The sequence below is a fragment of the Bradyrhizobium sp. 25ACV genome, from assembly GCF_054863005.1.
The window spans coordinates 1-15,910 of record NZ_JAVAYO010000015.1; the positions used below are offsets into that span (position 1 = coordinate 1).

At 65.0% G+C, this 15,910-nt stretch carries 15 protein-coding genes and 2 tRNA genes; 7 read left to right on the plus strand and 10 right to left on the minus strand.

The window, feature by feature from the left end:
* Nucleotides 1-303 (plus strand): TCP-1/cpn60 chaperonin family protein (locus RAD04_RS28855; RefSeq protein ID WP_461626515.1); only part of this gene is annotated, 303 nt, incomplete at its 5' end.
* A 194-nt stretch (nt 304-497) separates the two neighbouring features.
* Here RAD04_RS28855 and lepB read toward each other — a convergent pair.
* The 5 genes from lepB to RAD04_RS28880 all read right to left on the minus strand — a co-directional run bounded on the left by lepB (nt 498) and on the right by RAD04_RS28880 (nt 4,078).
* Nucleotides 498-1,247, minus strand: a complete 750-nt coding sequence (gene lepB, locus RAD04_RS28860; RefSeq protein WP_461626516.1) for a signal peptidase I — start codon at nt 1,245-1,247, stop codon at nt 498-500.
* A 160-nt stretch (nt 1,248-1,407) separates the two neighbouring features.
* On the minus strand, nt 1,408-2,571 hold the full coding sequence (locus tag RAD04_RS28865) for a slipin family protein (RefSeq protein ID WP_461626517.1): 1,164 nt from the start codon (nt 2,569-2,571) through the stop codon (nt 1,408-1,410).
* 333 nt (nt 2,572-2,904) lie between these two features.
* A tRNA-OTHER gene (locus tag RAD04_RS28870) sits at nt 2,905-2,971 on the minus strand.
* 7 nt (nt 2,972-2,978) lie between these two features.
* Nucleotides 2,979-3,050 (minus strand) — tRNA-Leu (locus RAD04_RS28875).
* A 188-nt stretch (nt 3,051-3,238) separates the two neighbouring features.
* Complete coding sequence (locus tag RAD04_RS28880; RefSeq protein WP_461626518.1) at nt 3,239-4,078, minus strand: LysR family transcriptional regulator; 840 nt, start codon at nt 4,076-4,078, stop codon at nt 3,239-3,241.
* Nucleotides 4,079-4,209: 131 nt separating this feature from the next.
* Between RAD04_RS28880 and RAD04_RS28885 the strand changes: the two genes are divergently transcribed.
* From RAD04_RS28885 to RAD04_RS28895, 3 genes are all read left to right on the plus strand, one after another.
* Nucleotides 4,210-4,803, plus strand: coding sequence for a cysteine hydrolase family protein (locus tag RAD04_RS28885; RefSeq protein ID WP_461626519.1), 594 nt, complete (start codon nt 4,210-4,212; stop codon nt 4,801-4,803).
* Between the two features lie 11 nt (nt 4,804-4,814).
* Nucleotides 4,815-5,444, plus strand: coding sequence for a glutathione S-transferase N-terminal domain-containing protein (locus RAD04_RS28890; protein ID WP_461626520.1), 630 nt, complete (start codon nt 4,815-4,817; stop codon nt 5,442-5,444).
* Nucleotides 5,445-5,555: 111 nt separating this feature from the next.
* Nucleotides 5,556-6,905 carry a caspase family protein gene (locus RAD04_RS28895; protein ID WP_461626521.1) on the plus strand — a complete coding sequence of 450 codons (1,350 nt, stop codon included), beginning with the start codon at nt 5,556-5,558 and terminating at the stop codon, nt 6,903-6,905.
* Nucleotides 6,906-6,935: 30 nt separating this feature from the next.
* On the opposite strand, the gene RAD04_RS28900 is transcribed toward RAD04_RS28895, so the two are convergent.
* A complete protein-coding gene (locus tag RAD04_RS28900) occupies nt 6,936-8,027 on the minus strand; it encodes a DUF2778 domain-containing protein (RefSeq protein ID WP_461626522.1) in 1,092 nt (363 codons plus the stop codon).
* 660 nt (nt 8,028-8,687) lie between these two features.
* Between RAD04_RS28900 and RAD04_RS28905 the strand changes: the two genes are divergently transcribed.
* Together RAD04_RS28905 and RAD04_RS28910 are read left to right on the plus strand one after the other, a co-directional pair.
* Nucleotides 8,688-9,206, plus strand: coding sequence for a FecR domain-containing protein (locus RAD04_RS28905; RefSeq protein WP_461626523.1), 519 nt, complete (start codon nt 8,688-8,690; stop codon nt 9,204-9,206).
* A gap of 76 nt (nt 9,207-9,282) precedes the next feature.
* Nucleotides 9,283-11,169, plus strand: a complete 1,887-nt coding sequence (locus RAD04_RS28910) for a CHASE2 domain-containing protein (RefSeq protein WP_461626524.1) — start codon at nt 9,283-9,285, stop codon at nt 11,167-11,169.
* Nucleotides 11,170-11,342: 173 nt separating this feature from the next.
* Here RAD04_RS28910 and RAD04_RS28915 read toward each other — a convergent pair whose 3' ends face one another.
* From RAD04_RS28915 to RAD04_RS28930, 4 genes are all read right to left on the minus strand, one after another.
* Nucleotides 11,343-12,845, minus strand: a complete 1,503-nt coding sequence (locus RAD04_RS28915; protein WP_461626525.1) for a glycosyltransferase family 39 protein — start codon at nt 12,843-12,845, stop codon at nt 11,343-11,345.
* A 6-nt stretch (nt 12,846-12,851) separates the two neighbouring features.
* Complete coding sequence (locus tag RAD04_RS28920; RefSeq protein ID WP_461626526.1) at nt 12,852-13,985, minus strand: glycosyltransferase family 2 protein; 1,134 nt, start codon at nt 13,983-13,985, stop codon at nt 12,852-12,854.
* A 271-nt stretch (nt 13,986-14,256) separates the two neighbouring features.
* Nucleotides 14,257-14,451, minus strand: a complete 195-nt coding sequence (locus RAD04_RS28925) for a hypothetical protein (RefSeq protein ID WP_091965957.1) — start codon at nt 14,449-14,451, stop codon at nt 14,257-14,259.
* Between the two features lie 137 nt (nt 14,452-14,588).
* Nucleotides 14,589-14,969: a hypothetical protein gene (locus RAD04_RS28930; RefSeq protein WP_461626527.1), complete on the minus strand. Its 381-nt coding sequence runs from the start codon at nt 14,967-14,969 to the stop codon at nt 14,589-14,591.
* Between the two features lie 103 nt (nt 14,970-15,072).
* Here RAD04_RS28930 and RAD04_RS28935 point away from each other — a divergent pair, with 103 nt between their 5' ends.
* On the plus strand, nt 15,073-15,909 hold the full coding sequence (locus RAD04_RS28935) for a DUF72 domain-containing protein (protein WP_461626528.1): 837 nt from the start codon (nt 15,073-15,075) through the stop codon (nt 15,907-15,909).
* Nucleotide 15,910 lies beyond the last annotated feature (1 nt).

Sequence of the window (15,910 nt, forward strand, 5' to 3'; positions counted from 1 at the left end):
CTGTCGGCTCCCGCTCGCCAGATCGCGATCAACGCCGGTGAAGACGGCTCGGTGATCGTCGGCAAGATCCTGGAGAACAAGACCTACAATTACGGCTTCGACTCCCAGACCGGCGAATATGCCGACCTCGTCAAGAAGGGCATCATCGACCCGACCAAGGTGGTCCGTACCGCGATCCAGAACGCAGCCTCGGTTGCGGCCCTGCTGATCACCACGGAAGCCATGGTCGCCGAGCTGCCCAAGAAGGGCGGCGCCGGTCCCGCGATGCCCCCGGGCGGCGGCATGGGCGGCATGGACTTCTAAAGTCCAAGCACCTCAAGAACTACGAAACCCCGGCAGCGATGCCGGGGTTTTTGTTTGGGGCGAACGTTCTCGCGGAACGGCGGCCCGTAGCCCGGATGGAGCGAAGCGCAATCCGGGACATCGTGCGACGCAAGCAGCCTTCCCGGATTACGCTTGCGCTCCATCCGGGCTACGAACCTCCGTCATTCCGAGCCTCACTCCACCTTCCCCAGCCGCTCCATGTGCGGCTCGCCGTCTTCGTCGAGCGACCAGAAGATCCGCGTCACCTTGCCGACGAGATTGTCCATCGGCACGAAACCGAACGTCGACATCATGCGGCTGTCGGTGGAATTGTCGCGGTTGTCGCCGAGCACGAAGAAATGGCCCGGCGGCACCGTGAAGACGTTGGTATTGTCCAGGAAACCGTTGTCGAGGCAGTCGTTGGTGACATAGGACGCGCCGCTCGGCAGCGTCTCGCGCCAACGCTTGACCCTGACGCCGCCATCCCCACCGCAGGCGTTGTCGGCGAGCCCGTCCTCGAGCGCGACGCGCCTCACCGGCCGGTCGTTGAGGATGAGCTGGCCCTGCCGCATCTGGATGCGGTCGCCGGGCAGCCCGACCACGCGTTTGACGTAGTCGACCGAGCTGTCCTTTGCCGTCCGGAACACGACGATGTCGCCGTATTCCGGGTCGGCAGCAAAGACGCGGCCCGAGATCCAGGACGACGCGAACGGCAATGAATACCGGCCGTAGCCATAGGCATATTTCGCGGCGAAGACGTAGTCACCGACCATCAGCGTCGGCGCCATCGAATTGGAGGGGATGCTGAACGGCTGATAGAGGACGAAGCGAAACAGGATCAGCGGGGACCACAGCACCGGGACCAGCAGGATCAGGATGACGATCACCTTCCATTCCCGCGATTGCGCTCGCGACGGCCGGATGGAGTCCTGAAGAATCGTCATGCGCCTGCCCTGATCAAACCCGTGGTCATCGCGAGATTACGCAACCTTCGCGCGCGCGCAATCCCGGCTCCGTGATTTTGGTCGCACAGGCGCGGTTCCGCGTTCATTGCAAGCGACGACGACGGATATGTGAAGGGCCGCCCGTGGGCGGCCCTTCGTTTCATGCGCTCTCGGGCGCCTTCAGGCGCACGAGCCGGGTCAGGAGAGCATCGAGACCCTCGCCGTTCCCGGCGTGGAGATCGATGCGGCCGACCTTCTCGACCAGCCGCTCCAGCGACTCCAGCTCCTTGAGCCGCAGCAGCAGGGGGTTCTCCTCCATCAGGCGGGCGGTGTTCAGAAGCGAACGCGTCGCCGCGGTCTCCTCCTGCCGGCGGATCAGGTTCGCCTTGGCGACCCGCTCCGCCTCCACCACCTTGTTCACCAGCTCCCGGATCTCGCCGGGCAGGATCACGTCCTTGACGCCGAGCTCGGTGACCTCGACACCGGACTCCGCGACGCGTGCGCGCACATAGTCGCGCAGCTCCACATCCAGCGCCGCCTTCGCAGACAGCACCTCGTCCAGCGTCCGGCCCGCAACCGCCTCGCGGATCGCGAACTGCACCAGGCGGTACAGCCACGCATCCACGTCGGGCACGGTCGCAACCGTGCGCTCGGGATCGACCACCTTACGGAAGGCGGTCAGCGTCACCCGCAGCGCGATGCGATCCTTGGTCAGCATCTCCTGCGCGGTGATCTCGACCGCCTGGGGCCGCAGGTCGAGGCGCTTCACCTCGATCTTGCGTCCGACGGTCCAGAAGGCGTGCCGGCCGGGCGCGAGCCGCTCCACGAGCCGGCCCTCGACATAGAGCAGGCCCGCTTCGTGGTTCTCGACCACCGTCTCCGACGTCACGGCCGAGCGGTTACGCTCGATCATGGCCAGATGCCGCGCGCCGACCCTGACATCGCTGGACACATCAATGCGCTCGACATCGACGCTCGTTGCGACCTTCCAGTAGACGCGCACCTGCCAGGGCGTCATCAGATGCACGGGCCGGCCGTCGAGGCTGACGATGGCGATCTCGTCCGCCTTGGTCTCGACTGCCTCGAACAGCTCGGCGGCCAGATCAGGCCGTGCGGCCTTCAGCACCGCATAGCGATCCGCAGAGAACTCGCTGCGGACCACGTCGAGCACCTCGGCCCTCAGCTCGTGCAGGGGATCGAACAGCCGGTGCCTGCCGGGCGCGAGCACGCGCACGAGCTGCCCGTTGCGCGTGAGCAGCGCACGCTCGCCATCCTTGACCGTCACGTTCAGCATCAGCAAATGCCAGCTCTTGTTCGAAGTCATGGCACGCCTCCTTCGTTTGCGCCCGGCCGGATGCCGGGCAACAGGTTTCGTTTGCAAAGGATTTGAGGACGCGGACGACGCTTCCTGAGAGATCAACGGACCGAGGCTTGAGCTCGCATGATGACGGGCGCACGCGCGCGATCGCGCTACGGGTGTCGCGCGGCCGAGCGGAGCCACCCGGCATCAACGCAAGCGGTATCTACCCGCGGCGCAAAGCCGGTCTCACAGTGTCTAGGTTCGGACGGAAAGCCTTGCGGCAAAAACGGCCGGACTGCGACTGAAGCGCGCGTCCGGTCCTCGTCAGAGGTGTCAGCTTTTCAGGCTGACCCGTAGCGCTGGAGCGGGATTCGAACCCGCGACCCGATGATTAACGTCACCTGCTCTACCCAACTGAGCTATCCTTTGGTTGGTACAAGAAATCGGAATCGAACCGATGCCTCCGGATTTTACTCCGGCGCTCTCCATGAGCTACATCCTGCGTCTTCATTCGGCGGAACACGAGACCGGAGACCGGATCGCGCCAGCCGGGATCTCAGAGAGCCCGGACACATGGCCTAGCGAAGGAGCGGGCTAATAGACGAAGCACGTTCGGGTTGCAAGGGGGAGCTCGAAGATTTTTCGACACAGCTTGCGCAGTGTGACGCGATGATCACAGCGCCATGTGACGTCAAGGGCGCGAAGTTTCCTGGAAACACGCCCTCACCCAGTCGATCGTCACGCGTGTCGCGGGATCGCGCTTGAGGTGGTTCTGTACCAAGAGCCAGACGTCGCGCCGCCTCGGCAGCAGCGTCGCGCGCAGGCTGCGGTCGGCGAACAAGCCTTCGCAGCTGTGTTCGGGCAACACGCCGACGGCCTGATGCGACTGGATCATGGTCCTGATGATGCGGACGTTGTCGGTGATGCAGCGAGCGTTCGTCAGCCGCTTCGCGCGCAAGAACTGCTGTTCGGGAATGGTGTCGAGCTCATCGGGATAGATGCAGGCGACCGGCTCACCGCCGGTGCGGTCGGCGGGCTCGAAGAAATACAGCCTGACATCGCCGAGCTTGGAAATGGTGAAGTCACCCTTCTCCGGCTTGCGCAGGCGAATGGCGAGGTCGGCCTGCCAGCGCGAGAATTTGACGTTGCCGCTGGACGTCAGGAATTGCAGGGTCAGGCCGGGATGATCGCGCAGGAAGCTGCTCGCGTGCGGCGCCAACAACTCTTCGGCGACCGCGTTGGTCGAGGCGATGCGCAGGCGGCCGACCGGGCCGGGCTGGCTCTCCTTGATGCGGTCGATCGCCGCGACATGGCCGGCCATCGCGCCGACATGCTCGAGCACCGCCTCGCAATGGCGCGTCGGACGGCGCTGGCCGTCCACGGCATCGAACAGCAGCACGCCGAGATCGCGCTGAATGCGTGCGAGCCGGCGGCCGACGGTGGTTTCGTCGATGCGCAGCCGCGCGCTGGCGCCGGCATAGGTGCCCTCGTCCCTCACCGCGGCAATGATGCGCAGATCGTCCCAGTTCATCCGGGCGAGCCTAGCAGGCGATGCCGCGTCCTGCAAATCTGCAGCCGTAAGCTGGCAATAGTCCTGCACAATGGCAGGCCCATGCTGCGCTAATGTGACACCATCCGATCTCCCTGGAAGGCCTGACCAGCATGACCGCTCCCAAGACCCTGCTCGAACTCGCCGGCGCCGATCTCGATCCGCCGAAGCTCAACGAGGCCTGCCTCGTGCTGATCGACATCCAGAATGAATATTGCGCCGGCCCGTTGGCCCTTCCCGATGCACAGCCGGCGATCGCCGCGGCGGGGCGCCTGCTGGCGCGGGCACGGGAGAGCGGCGCTGCGATCATCCATGTCGCGCACAAGGGCCGCGCCGGCGGCCTGTTCGACCGCGAGGCGGCGCGCGGCGCGATCGTTGATCGCCTGACGCCGCAAGCAGGCGAGCCCGTGATCGAGAAAGCGCTGCCGAACTCATTCGCCGGCACCGATCTGCAAGCCCGGCTTGCCGCGGCCGGATGCAAGAACATCGTGCTGGCCGGCTTCATGACCCACATGTGCATCTCCTCGACCGCCCGCGCCGCGCTCGACCTCGGCCTGCGGACGACGATCGCGGCCGATGCCTGCGCCACCCGTGACCTGCCGGATGGCCGCGGCGGCACACTGGACGCCCGGACGATTCACGCGGTCGCGCTGGCCGAGCTCTCGGACCGCTTCGCGATCATCGCGCGCAGCGATGCGCTGATTTGACGGAGCATCCGATGCTGCAACTCTATTTCTTTCCGATGGCCTGCTCGCTCTCGAGTCGCATCGCGCTGATGGAGGCCGGTATCGAGGCGCAGTATCACCTCGCCCATATCTGGACCAAGCAGGTCGTGGACGACGGCAGCGATTTCCTCGGCGTGTCGCCGAAGGGAGCGGTGCCGGTCCTGGTGCTGGAGAACGGCGAACGGCTGACCGAAAGCGCGGCGGTGCTGCAATACATCGCCGACGCGAAGCCCGAGCGCGGCCTTGCGCCGCGGCCTGGCGACGTTGATCGCTATCGCCTGCAGGAATGGCTGAGCTTCATCGGCGCCGAGATCCACAAGGCGTTTCTGTTTCCGACCTTCTGGTACAAGGACGACGGCTCGCTCGCCAAGCCACGCGCCAGAATCACGCAGACATTGTCGGTGCCGTCGGCGCATCTGGCGGAGCGCGAATTTCTCGTCGGCGACAGCTTCACCGTCGCGGATGCCCACCTCACCTGGGCCTTGCTGCTGCTCCGTCCCGCAGGCGTCGACATCGCGCAATGGCCGCCCCTGTCAGCCTATCTCGGGCGCATGCAGGCGCGGCCGACCGTGCGGGAAGCGATTGCGACCGAGATGGCCCTGCGCAAAGCGATGGCAGCGTGACCGGACGTCACGGTCGCGAAATCTGAGCGTTTTCCCGGCGAGGGCATTGAAGTCGGCGCGGCATGCGCTAATCTGGAGGGATATTTTTCGATATTTTCTTGGAAGGCATTCATGCGTGCTCTTTCCAGATTGTGCTCATCTTTATTTTGCCTGGGCCTCCTCGCCGGCTGGCTGTCTCCCGACACTGCATCTGCGGACACGCGGGTGGCACTGGTGATCGGCAACGGCGCTTATGCCTCGACGGCGCAACTTCCCAACCCGTCACACGATGCCGAGGACGTCGCGGCCTCGCTCAAGCGCAGCGGCTTCGAGGTGCTCCAGGGCATCGATCTGCGCCAGGCCGACATGCAGGACCTGACCATCCGCTTCGCGCGCGCCGCGAGCAGAGCTGACGTCGCCATATTCTATTACAGCGGCCATGCGATGCAGTACAATGGCGTGAACTATCTGATGCCTGTCGACGCCACGCTCACCGATGAGGCCGACCTCAAGCGTTTCGTGCGGGTCGACGACATCGTGAACGATCTGCAGCAAGCCAAGAACCTGCGCATCCTGGTGCTCGATTCCTGCCGCGACAATCCTCTGGCGGAAACTCTCAAACGCTCAGCGACGCGGGCCGCCTCGATCGGGCGCGGCCTGTCGAAAGTCGAAGCGCCGCGCGGCACGATCGTGTCGTTCTCGACGCAGTCGGGGCAAACCGCGGCGGACGGCGTCGGCCGCAACAGCCCCTACACGACCGCGTTCCTCAAGCACATCGAAGAGCCGCAGGAGATCGGCGATGTGTTTCGCGACATCAGCAGCGACGTCTATGATGCCAGCGGCAAGACGCAGCTTCCGGAGCTGTCGCTGTCGATCATCGGCAAGTTTTACCTGAACGGGCCGGTGTCGGTCACGATCGCACCCGGGGCTCCGCAAGTATTGCCGCGGGCCGACCCTTGCGCATCCGCGGAGGCGCACTGGAAGGCGGCCGACACCATCGGCACCGCCAGCGCCTTCGAGGACCATCTGGCGCGATTTTCCAGCTGCAGCTTCGCCAGTCTCGCCAAAGCGCGGATCGAGGCCCTGAAGCAAAAGGTGGCGCTGGCGCCTGCGACCAACACCCGCGCCGGCGGCAGCAAGGACTTCGACGGCACTTGGGACGTGACGCTGAACTGCCCGGCTTCCGGCAAGGCGCAGGGCTTCACCAGGCCCTTGGCGGGCACCGTGACCAACGGCGTGTTTCACGCCGAGGCTCAGAGCAAGGATGGCGTCAACCGCCTGGAGATCGACGGCCAAATCCCGGCCGACGGCAAGACGACGTTGAGCGCGCGCGGCACAACGGGGGCAAGCGCGTACACGCTCAACAACCTTGCGCCCGGCTCGCCCTACGCCTTTACGGTCGACGCGCAGTTCGATCGCACCCGCGGCACCGGCAAGCGCAACGAGGCGCGCGCCTGCAACCTGGTTTTCGTCAAACGCTGATCGTGCAGAAAGCGTGAGGCGCGCTGCGCCTCACTCCACCCGCGCCAGCACCGCGAGCTTGCGGATGCCCTTGTTGCGGTAGGCGTCGAGGAACGCGTAATAGTCCTTGAACGACACGCAGCCGTTGGAATCGCCGTTCGGCCCGAGCATGAAGGTGTGGGCAAGCAGGCCGTCGCGGCCGTAGATCGCGCTCTCGCCGCCGATCGGGGTCAGGCGCAACGCGGGCACGCCGTGGAACAGCGCTTCGCGCGGCTTCAGCGTGTAGATGTGCGGCGGCGTCACGCCGCGCATGCGCGTGCGCTGCGAGCGCGGATCGTCGAGACTGGAGCCGAGGCCGGAATGCGCTTCGAGCTTGGTGCCGTCGGGCAGATACACCGTCTTGGCAGTGATGTCGTAGACCGCGGTGTCACGCTCATAGGGCGGCGCGCCGCCGAACATCGGGTTCTGCTCCTTCGGCGCGATGGACGCGGTCACGCTGGCATCGGCCGAGGCGTAGGCCAGCAGCCCGCCTGACGGCTCGCGCTTGCCCCAGAGTTTTTCGACCATCGACTGCCGCGGACCGGTGATCGACATCACCGCGGCCTTGGCGCGATCGGCGAACGACTTCTTCGCTTCCGGCGCCGGCACGATCTGGGCCGGATCGGCCGAGGCGAGCTGCATCTGGGCATCCGGAGCGCGCTTGGCCTTGTCCCCGGTCTTGTCAGCGGACTTCTCAGCAATTTTGGCCGGGGCCGACGGCTTCAGTGCTTCCGCGACCTTCGCGATCACGCTCTGCTTCGGCGCGTCCTTGGCCACCGCAACCTGGGTCGCTGGCGCCGCGCTGGCCGCGTTCGATGCCACGCCTTGGGTCGCAGCGGCAGCAAAGCGCTCGTTGAACATCTCACGCGAGATCGGGGCGGCAACCTGCAACCGGTCCGGCAGGAGCGCAAAAGCTTCCTTGATGGCGTCGCCGGCCTCGCGCAGCGCGACCTTGGGCGTACGCTTGATCACCGGCTCGTCGTAGCCAATGCCGCCGACGGTCGGATAGACGCTCGCGCCGAAGACGTTGCTGTAAATGGTCCAGCCGGCACCCATCACGACGCAGCCGATGGCCGCGGCGCCAAGCCAATTGGTCGTGGTCATTTTCCGGGAAGACTTCCGAAGAGAATTCTTGGACTTCCGTGCCGCGTTACTCTGCGCAGCGATACTCGTACTCATTCGCCTTGCGTCCAGGACGGTGTCACTCAGTCCCCCTTCGAAGTGCCGCTGGTCACGATCCGGAAACAGCATCTCGCAGAGGGTCGGAGCGTCATTAAGGCGACTTTTAGTTAAATGCGGATTAAGTTCGGGCAGATGTGCGGCAGCTCGTCAACGTCGTCCCATTTCGAGAAAAAAGTCCGCAGAACTACGGACTTAGCCGCGTCTGTTAACCATAAATCTCGGCAGGATCGGCGCATTCAGCGTTCGTCTCCGGCCGCCTTTCTTGGGCCACCCAACCAAGTCGTTTTCGTGGCCTTCGATACCCGGAAGATAGCGGGGAAGCGTTGCGCGAGGCTGGTGCAATGGCCTTCCCGCCGGCGCGTGGGTGACACGAGAACGGGGGAAAGAACACGCCACGTCACACAGCGCGCTCGGACCGCTCACGGCGACCGCGCCCTGACCGAAAGTTGATCGCACCGCTCTGGAAAAGGCCTCGGCAAGAAAATAGCTCGTAAAACGGCACTTTTCAGCAGCCTCTGCGTGTGATACGGTACCGTATCAACATCGCCTTGAACTGTGCCGGGCATGCAAACGGAGGCTGGCATGAGAAGGTTCGCGCGCGCCGGATATCTTGCTCTGGCGTCGTCGTTGTTGATGGGATACGCGGCCGCGCAGCCTGCCAATGCAGCTTGCACATCGTCGGCCTCGGCCGCAGGCACGCAGACCTGGCGCTGCGACAACGGCATCACCATCGTTGCGGAAAACGGCGCCAGATTTGAACTAAAGGACGCCAACCGCGACGGACATATTGACTCCGTCGAGCTGAGCAGCAAAGCCCTGCTGGTCGAAGTGCCCAGAAAGCCGGGCGGCAATCCCTTCAAGGTGCTGACGCCGCAGGCGATTGCCGCGGTGCGCGGCACCAGATGGGCCGTCGACGTCGCTGAGGCCAAGACCTCCGTCTTTGTCGCCGACGGCCGTGTCGGCGTCACCCGCAGGGCTCGTGGGCGCGGCGTCGTGCTGGGCCCCGGCGAAGGCGTCGACGTGGAAGCGACCGGACCTTTGACGGTGAAGCAGTGGGGCCAGCCGCGCATCGACGCTCTCATGGCAAGACTTGGTCAATGAGACTTGGTCAATAAGACCTGGTCAATAGACCTCGGCCCACAGGCCCCGAAGAAAAAGAAGATTGCAGTACGACGTAATGACGAGACGCGTTCAGATCCTGGTGGCACTCGCCCTCACCGCGCTGTGGGGCGCGGGCATCTTTGCCGCGCACGCAGGCGGCCATTTGCGCTTTCTCGACCGCCTCGAAGCAACGCTAACCGATTGGCGAACCCAGGTCCGCGGGGTGCAGCGTCCGCCCGATCTCGTCACCATCGTCGCGATCGACGACACCGTGGTGAAGCGCGGCGGCAGCTATCCGCTGCCGCGCACCGATCTCGCCCGCGTCGTCGACACCATCGTGCAGTTCAAGCCGAAGGTCGTCGCGATCGATCTCCTGCTGGTCGACCGCAGCGCTGCGATCGGCGACGCCACGCTGGCAAACACGCTCGCCACCGGCCCCATGGTGCTCGCCGCCGCCGCGATCTTCCCCTCCGCCAGCGAAAACGTGGCGTCCGGCAGCGCAGGTCCCCTCGCCGCGCTGCCTCAAGCTGAACGTTTCCTGCTGCCGCTGCCTGCGTTCGCCGACCACGCCGAGGTCGGCATCGTCAATGTCGCGACCGGACAATCGGGATCGCCGCTCTCGGTGCCGATGCTGTTCCGGACCCGCGACAAGGTCGAGCTGTCGTTCCCGTTGCGCGTCGCGACGCGCGCGCTCGACAAGCCGCTGACGATCGCGCCCGATCATCTCATGCTCGGCGACCGCGCCGTGCCGACCGATACCGACTTCGCGCTGCCGATCACCTATTACGGTCCCCGACGCACCATCCGCACCGTGAGCGCGCAGAGCATTTTCGACGGCACGCTTAATCGCGCCGCGATCGAGAACCGGATCGTCGTGATCGGCGCCTCGGTCGCCGGCGGCGGCGACTTCTACCCGACACCGTTCGACTCCCTGATGCCCGGCGTCGAGGTGGTCTCAACTGCGATCACCCATCTCGTTGCCGGCGACGGCATCGTGCGCGACCACAGGGTCCATATCGCCGACGCGCTCGCTGCGATCCTGCTGCCGATGCTGCTGGTCGGCCTGCTGGCCTGGCGGCGCAGCGCGCTCGGCATCATGGCGGCGGCCGCGGTGATGATCGCCTGGGCCGGCCTCAACACGTTCGCGTTCACGCATGGCGTCTGGCTGAATGCGGCAACCACGCTCGCCGCCGCAGTGCCGCCGGTTGCGATCTTTGCCGGTGTGCAGCTGTGGGCCGGAGGCCGCCGCACGCAATATCTCGCCGCCAAGAGCAGGTCTCTCGCACAATTCCAGGCACCGGCGGTGCAGGAATGGCTGGCGCGCGATCCGAATTTCCTGTCCAAGCCGGTCCGGCAAGACGCCGCAATCGTCTTCATCGATCTCTCCGGTTTCACTTCCTTGAGCGAACGGATCGATCCGGACGCGCTTCAGGAGATCCTGCAGGCGTTTCACGCGCGGATCGACAAGGCCGCGGTCAATTGCGGCGGCATGATCACCGGCTTTCTCGGCGACGGCGCCATGATCCTGTTCGGTCTGCCGGCCGCGATGCCCGATGACGCCGCGCGCGCGCTCAAATGCGCGATCGACCTGCATCGCGGCGTCGAACACTGGATCGCCTCGCTGCCCTCAGCGATTGGCGGTCAGCTCGGATTCAAGATCGGCGCGCATTTCGGCGAGATCGTCGCCTCCCGCCTCGGCGAATCCCACCAACACATCACAGCGACAGGCGACACAGTCAACGTCGCGAGCCGGCTGATGGAAGTCGCCGTCCAGAACGATGCGCGACTCGCACTGAGCAATACGCTGCTGGATACGGCCGACTTTCACGGCGCTCCCGACGGCGTCCTGTCGGGCCCCCTGCTGGCCCAGGTCCGTGGCCGCTCCGGGGTCGTGACCGTGTGGTTCTGGCGGGATCAGGGCGGGCCGAAGCAGGCCGCGGCTAAGGCCGAGGCGATCGACTGAGGCGTCGGCCCCACAAAAAACTCCGCTGTCGTCCCGGCGAACGCCGGGACCCATAACCCCAGGGAGAAGTTTGGCGAAGACTGTTAGTGGGAGCTTTTCGCGCGGTACAAGCACCTGCGCTCATCGATAGATCACGCGGTATGGATCCCCGCGTTCGCGGGGATGACAAACAACTACCTTGCTTCCGGCGGCGGTGAACGGTCCAGCACGTCGCCCTTGGCGTCCTCCAGCAGATCGACGCTGTAGGTCTCGACCACGAGCGGGCCGCGCTTGCGCTGCAATTGCGCGACCTGCGTCACCTTCGCAAAGAGGTCGTTGAGGACGGGATGACCGCCCGGGCGCAGCTCGTCGACATAGAGCAGCTTGCCCGCCAGCAGCTTTGGATCTGGCTCGCCCATGTTGACCCAGCGGATGCGCTGGTTCTGCTGCACCACGCAGGTGCCACGGGGCAAGTAAAAGGCCAGCCAGCCCGTGGTGCCGTAGTCCTGCGCGAGCACGCAGGTCGCGCCATGGCGCGCGCGCACGGCTTCGATTTCGGCAGCGAGCTCGCGCCAGCCGACGCCGACGCTACGCACGGTGGCATCGCGGCGATAACCGGACAGCCAGCCGGTGTTGGCCTGCACGATGAGCGCGGCAAACATCACGATGCCGACAGGCGCGGCCCAGCGCAGGCAGAAATCCACGAGGCGCCGCTGGCGCGGCTTCCATTGCACGAGGTTGGCGGCAGCGGCCGCGGCGATGACGAAGGGCGGATAGACCGGCGCGAACCAGTTGGCCTCGACGCGGGCATGCAGCGAATGCCAGACGAAATAGGCGACGATGGTCCAGAACATCGCCTCGATCAGCACGCGCGAGGCCAGTGCGCCGGCCCGGCGCCAGGTCAGCGCGTGCAGACCCATCGCGCCGAGGATGAAGACCAGCGGGGTTGCGAACGCGATCTGGGTCGGGATCAGCTCGGCGATGAAGACGGGTCGGAAGTCCTCGATCTTCGCGCGCCCGAGCTGCTTTGCGAACGAGACCCATTGATGGTCCGCATTCCAGAGGATCACCGGCGAGAACAGCGCCAGCGCGACGAGACCACCGAGATAGGGCCAGGGCGAGAGGAACCAGCGCCGCAGCTTCGGCACGCAAGCGAGCCAGATCAGGATCCCGGCGCCAAAGAACATCGCCGTGTATTTGGACAGCAGCGCCGCACCGACGGCCGCGCCGACCGCAAGCCACCAGACGCCGCGGCCGGTCTCAAGCACTTTTGCGAGGAAGAACAGCACGAAGCTGGATGCGACCAGGAGCGGCGCATCCGGCGTCACGATCAGCGTGCCGACGGAGGCCATCATGGTTACGTTGAGCAGGACGGCGCTGGTCGCCGCCACGCGCGCGCCGCCGAACAGGATCGCAGCGGAGCGGTAGATCGCATAGCTCATCGGCAGTGCGAGCAGGATCGAGACGAGGCGGACGCCGAGCTCGGTATCGCCGGCGATCATGGTGCCGGCGCGGATGACATAGGCGACCATCGGCGGATGGTCGTAATAGCCCTCGGCGAGGTTGTTCGACCACATCCAGTAATAGGCTTCGTCGAAGGTGATCGGCGTGAATGCTGCCGCGACGAGCCGCAGGGCTACCAGCGCCAGAATCAGCAGCACGGTATTGCGGACGATCCGCGCGTCAGCCCCGTCCATCGTGGGTTATTTCTTGCGCCAGACGAATAGGCCTGACATCGCGTAGTTCCACACCACGCCCATCAGCGCACCGGCCATGCCGGCCAGCCACCAGATCGGCTCCTGGTCGTACACCGAGAAGGCGACGCCGACATTGGCGAGCAAGCCGACGCTACACACGATGTAGAAGGCGATCAGGCCGCGCAGCAGTGCAAAACCCCTCAGCCGCTGGTCGCGATAGGTGAGGAAGTTGTTGAGGATGAAATTGCTGGTCATGGCGACGATGGCGCCGGCGGCCTGCGCCTCCGCGAACGGCGCCTTGAACAGCTGAAGTCCGATGAACAGCGTGGTGAGATGCACCACGAGGCCGATACCGCCGACCATCGCGAACAGGATGAAGCGCAGCGAGACGATGTCGTTGCTCAGCTTGGCCAGCACGAGGCCAAGGAAATCGAGCGCGACCATGGAATCGAGCTTGCTCTCGCCGTGCTGACGGGCGCCGAAAGTGTAGGGAATCTCGACCGCCCGCAAGCCGCCGTGCGCGGTCGCGACGACATCGAGCAGAATCTTGAAGCCGTGCACGGAGAGCTTCGGCGCGAGCTGCTCGAAACGATCGCGGCGGATCATGAAGAAGCCGCTCATGGGATCGGCGATCTCGACCCGCAGCATCTTCCTGGCGAACTCGGTCGCCAGCGCGCTGGCGCCGGCGCGCTGCTTGTTGAAGCCCTCGCTCTTGTAGCCCTCGATGTAGCGGCTGCCGACCACGAGGTCGGCCTCGTCGCTTGCGAGCAAGAGCAGCATCTTCGGCAGTTGCGTCTCGTCGTGCTGGAGGTCGGCGTCGATCACGGCCACATAGGGCGCGCTGGACGCCAGGATGCCCTCGATGCAGGCGCCCGAAAGGCCGCGGCGGCCGATGCGGCGGATACAGCGCACGCGGCTGTCCTGCTGCGCCAGCGCGCGCACGACGTCCCAGGTGCCATCCGGCGAATTGTCGTCGACGAACACGACTTCCCAGGCGACGTTGGCAAGCACCGCCTCCAGCCGCCGGTACAGCACCGTGACATTGTCGCGCTCGTTGAAGGTCGGGACGATGACCGACAGTTCCGGCCCTTCGAGAGCCTGCAGCGGTTTGTCGGAGCCCGGTCTGATCGCTTCATTCATGACGGCAGCGTATATCCGCCGCGTCCTGCGCTGCCAAGTTCTGCGCTGCCAGGTTTTATGCTGCGAAGCCGGGGGTGTCCGGGAAACGGCCCAAAAGGAGCCCCAAAATGCCAACGACCCCGGAACGGCGGGTCGCGCGTACATCCGGCGCGAGCCCAAGCTATTCCAAGGTCGTTCCAACGCCGGAGTTTTTCGCTCAACGGCGCCGTTAAAGCCTAGATAGGAATGACAAGACGGCTTCGCAAGGGGCGAAAACCACGATTTTCGTGTCTTATTGGTTGGGCACTTCCCGGATGATCGGCCCGCGCGGCGCCGGGGCCGCGGGTGCCGCAGCCGGGGCCGGCTCGACTTTCGCCGGTTTGGGCGGCTTGCCGTACTGGCCAATCGGCCCGAACACGACGGCGACTGCAAGCACGATCGCGGCGACGATCACGCCCAAAATGCCCCCTACCGACTCAGACGCCATGGAAACCCATCCCCGTTCCAGATACGCCCCGTGATATCACGGATGCGCGCGGAGCCGGAAGGGCCCGGGGCGATGGCGAGTAGCGAATGGAGAAGGCCGCCTCTTCCCCTATTCGCTATTGGCCATTCGCCACTCCCTCATTTCGCCGGCGGCCTCTGCTTGACGAAGGCCGTCACGATGTCCTTCTGCGCGGCCTCCACTGCCCTGTTCGCGGTAGCGAGATGGGCGCCGGCATCGATGTTCGGATATTGCGTGGTGAGATAGTCGAGCAGCGCCACCCGGTAATATTGCCGCTCCGACGGACAGGCACCCGCGACCGAGCGGCCAAAATCCTGTTCCGTCATTCCCCGATTGCTGTCGCGCGAATATTCCCGCGCCAGGCAATGCCAGTAATCGTCGCGGCCCTGCATGGCGAGCTTCTGCGCACCCTTCGCATCGTCGTCATCCGCCATGACCGGAGATATCGTGGCAGCAGATGTCATCATGACGAGCGCCGCTCCCACCATCAGCATCCGCATCTTTTTCTCCTTTTTCGCAGATCCTGCCGCGACCTTAGACGGGACGCAGCAACTGGCCAATCACAACTGGTTTGATTAGGATGACGGCATCCCCTCCACGTCGATGCGAGATCCTTCCGTGGCCAAAGCAAAAACTGCGTCCAAAAAGTCAGGCAACATCTTCATCGGCATCGGCGGCTGGACCTTCGAGCCCTGGCGCGGCGTGTTCTATCCGGAGAAGCTGACGCAGGCGAAGGAGCTGTCCTACGCGGCCTCGAAGCTGACCTCGATCGAGATCAACGGCACCTATTACGGCTCGCAGAAGCCGGAGAGCTTTCGCAAATGGGCGAGCGAGGTGCCCGACGGTTTCGTGTTCTCGGTGAAGGGACCGCGATTCGCCACCAACCGCCGGGTGCTGGCGGAAGCCGGCGATTCCATCAAGCGGTTCTATGATTCCGGCGTGCTGGAACTCGGCGACCGTCTCGGGCCGGTGCTGTGGCAATTCGCACCGACCAAGAAATTCGACGGCGCCGATTTCGGCAAGTTCCTCGAACTGTTGCCGCGCAAGCTCGAGGGACGCGCACTGCGCCACGTCGTCGAGGTCCGCCACGACAGTTTCTGCGCGCCGGACTTCGTGGCGCTGATCCGCGAGTTCGAGACTCCCGTCGTGTTCGCCGAGCACGGCAAATATCCCGCTATTGCCGACGTCGCCGGTGATTTCGTTTATGCCCGGCTGCAGAAGGGCAATGACGAGATCAAGACCTGCTACCCGCCCAAGCAGCTCGATGCCTGGGCCGAGCGCTTTGAAGCCTGGGCTTCGGGCGGTGAACCGGACGACCTGCCGAAAGTCGACAAGGCCAAGCCGAAGAAGGAGCCGCGTGACGTGTTCGCCTACGTCATCCACGAGGGCAAGGTGCGCGCACCCGCCGGCGCCATGGAGCTGATCGCAAGGGTGAGCTGAG

Coding starts and splice junctions, on each gene's coding strand:
- RAD04_RS28935 (WP_461626528.1), top strand. CDS start 15,073: ATGCGAGATCCTTCCGTGGCCAAAGCAAAAACTGCGTCCAAAAAGTCA.
- RAD04_RS28925 (WP_091965957.1), bottom strand. CDS start 14,451: ATGGCGTCTGAGTCGGTAGGGGGCATTTTGGGCGTGATCGTCGCCGCG.
- RAD04_RS28895 (WP_461626521.1), top strand. CDS start 5,556: ATGCGTGCTCTTTCCAGATTGTGCTCATCTTTATTTTGCCTGGGCCTC.
- RAD04_RS28890 (WP_461626520.1), top strand. CDS start 4,815: ATGCTGCAACTCTATTTCTTTCCGATGGCCTGCTCGCTCTCGAGTCGC.
- RAD04_RS28920 (WP_461626526.1), bottom strand. CDS start 13,985: ATGAATGAAGCGATCAGACCGGGCTCCGACAAACCGCTGCAGGCTCTC.
- lepB (WP_461626516.1), bottom strand. CDS start 1,247: ATGACGATTCTTCAGGACTCCATCCGGCCGTCGCGAGCGCAATCGCGG.
- RAD04_RS28880 (WP_461626518.1), bottom strand. CDS start 4,078: ATGAACTGGGACGATCTGCGCATCATTGCCGCGGTGAGGGACGAGGGC.
- RAD04_RS28910 (WP_461626524.1), top strand. CDS start 9,283: ATGACGAGACGCGTTCAGATCCTGGTGGCACTCGCCCTCACCGCGCTG.
- RAD04_RS28865 (WP_461626517.1), bottom strand. CDS start 2,571: ATGACTTCGAACAAGAGCTGGCATTTGCTGATGCTGAACGTGACGGTC.
- RAD04_RS28905 (WP_461626523.1), top strand. CDS start 8,688: ATGAGAAGGTTCGCGCGCGCCGGATATCTTGCTCTGGCGTCGTCGTTG.
- RAD04_RS28900 (WP_461626522.1), bottom strand. CDS start 8,027: ATGACCACGACCAATTGGCTTGGCGCCGCGGCCATCGGCTGCGTCGTG.
- RAD04_RS28930 (WP_461626527.1), bottom strand. CDS start 14,969: ATGCGGATGCTGATGGTGGGAGCGGCGCTCGTCATGATGACATCTGCT.
- RAD04_RS28915 (WP_461626525.1), bottom strand. CDS start 12,845: ATGGACGGGGCTGACGCGCGGATCGTCCGCAATACCGTGCTGCTGATT.
- RAD04_RS28885 (WP_461626519.1), top strand. CDS start 4,210: ATGACCGCTCCCAAGACCCTGCTCGAACTCGCCGGCGCCGATCTCGAT.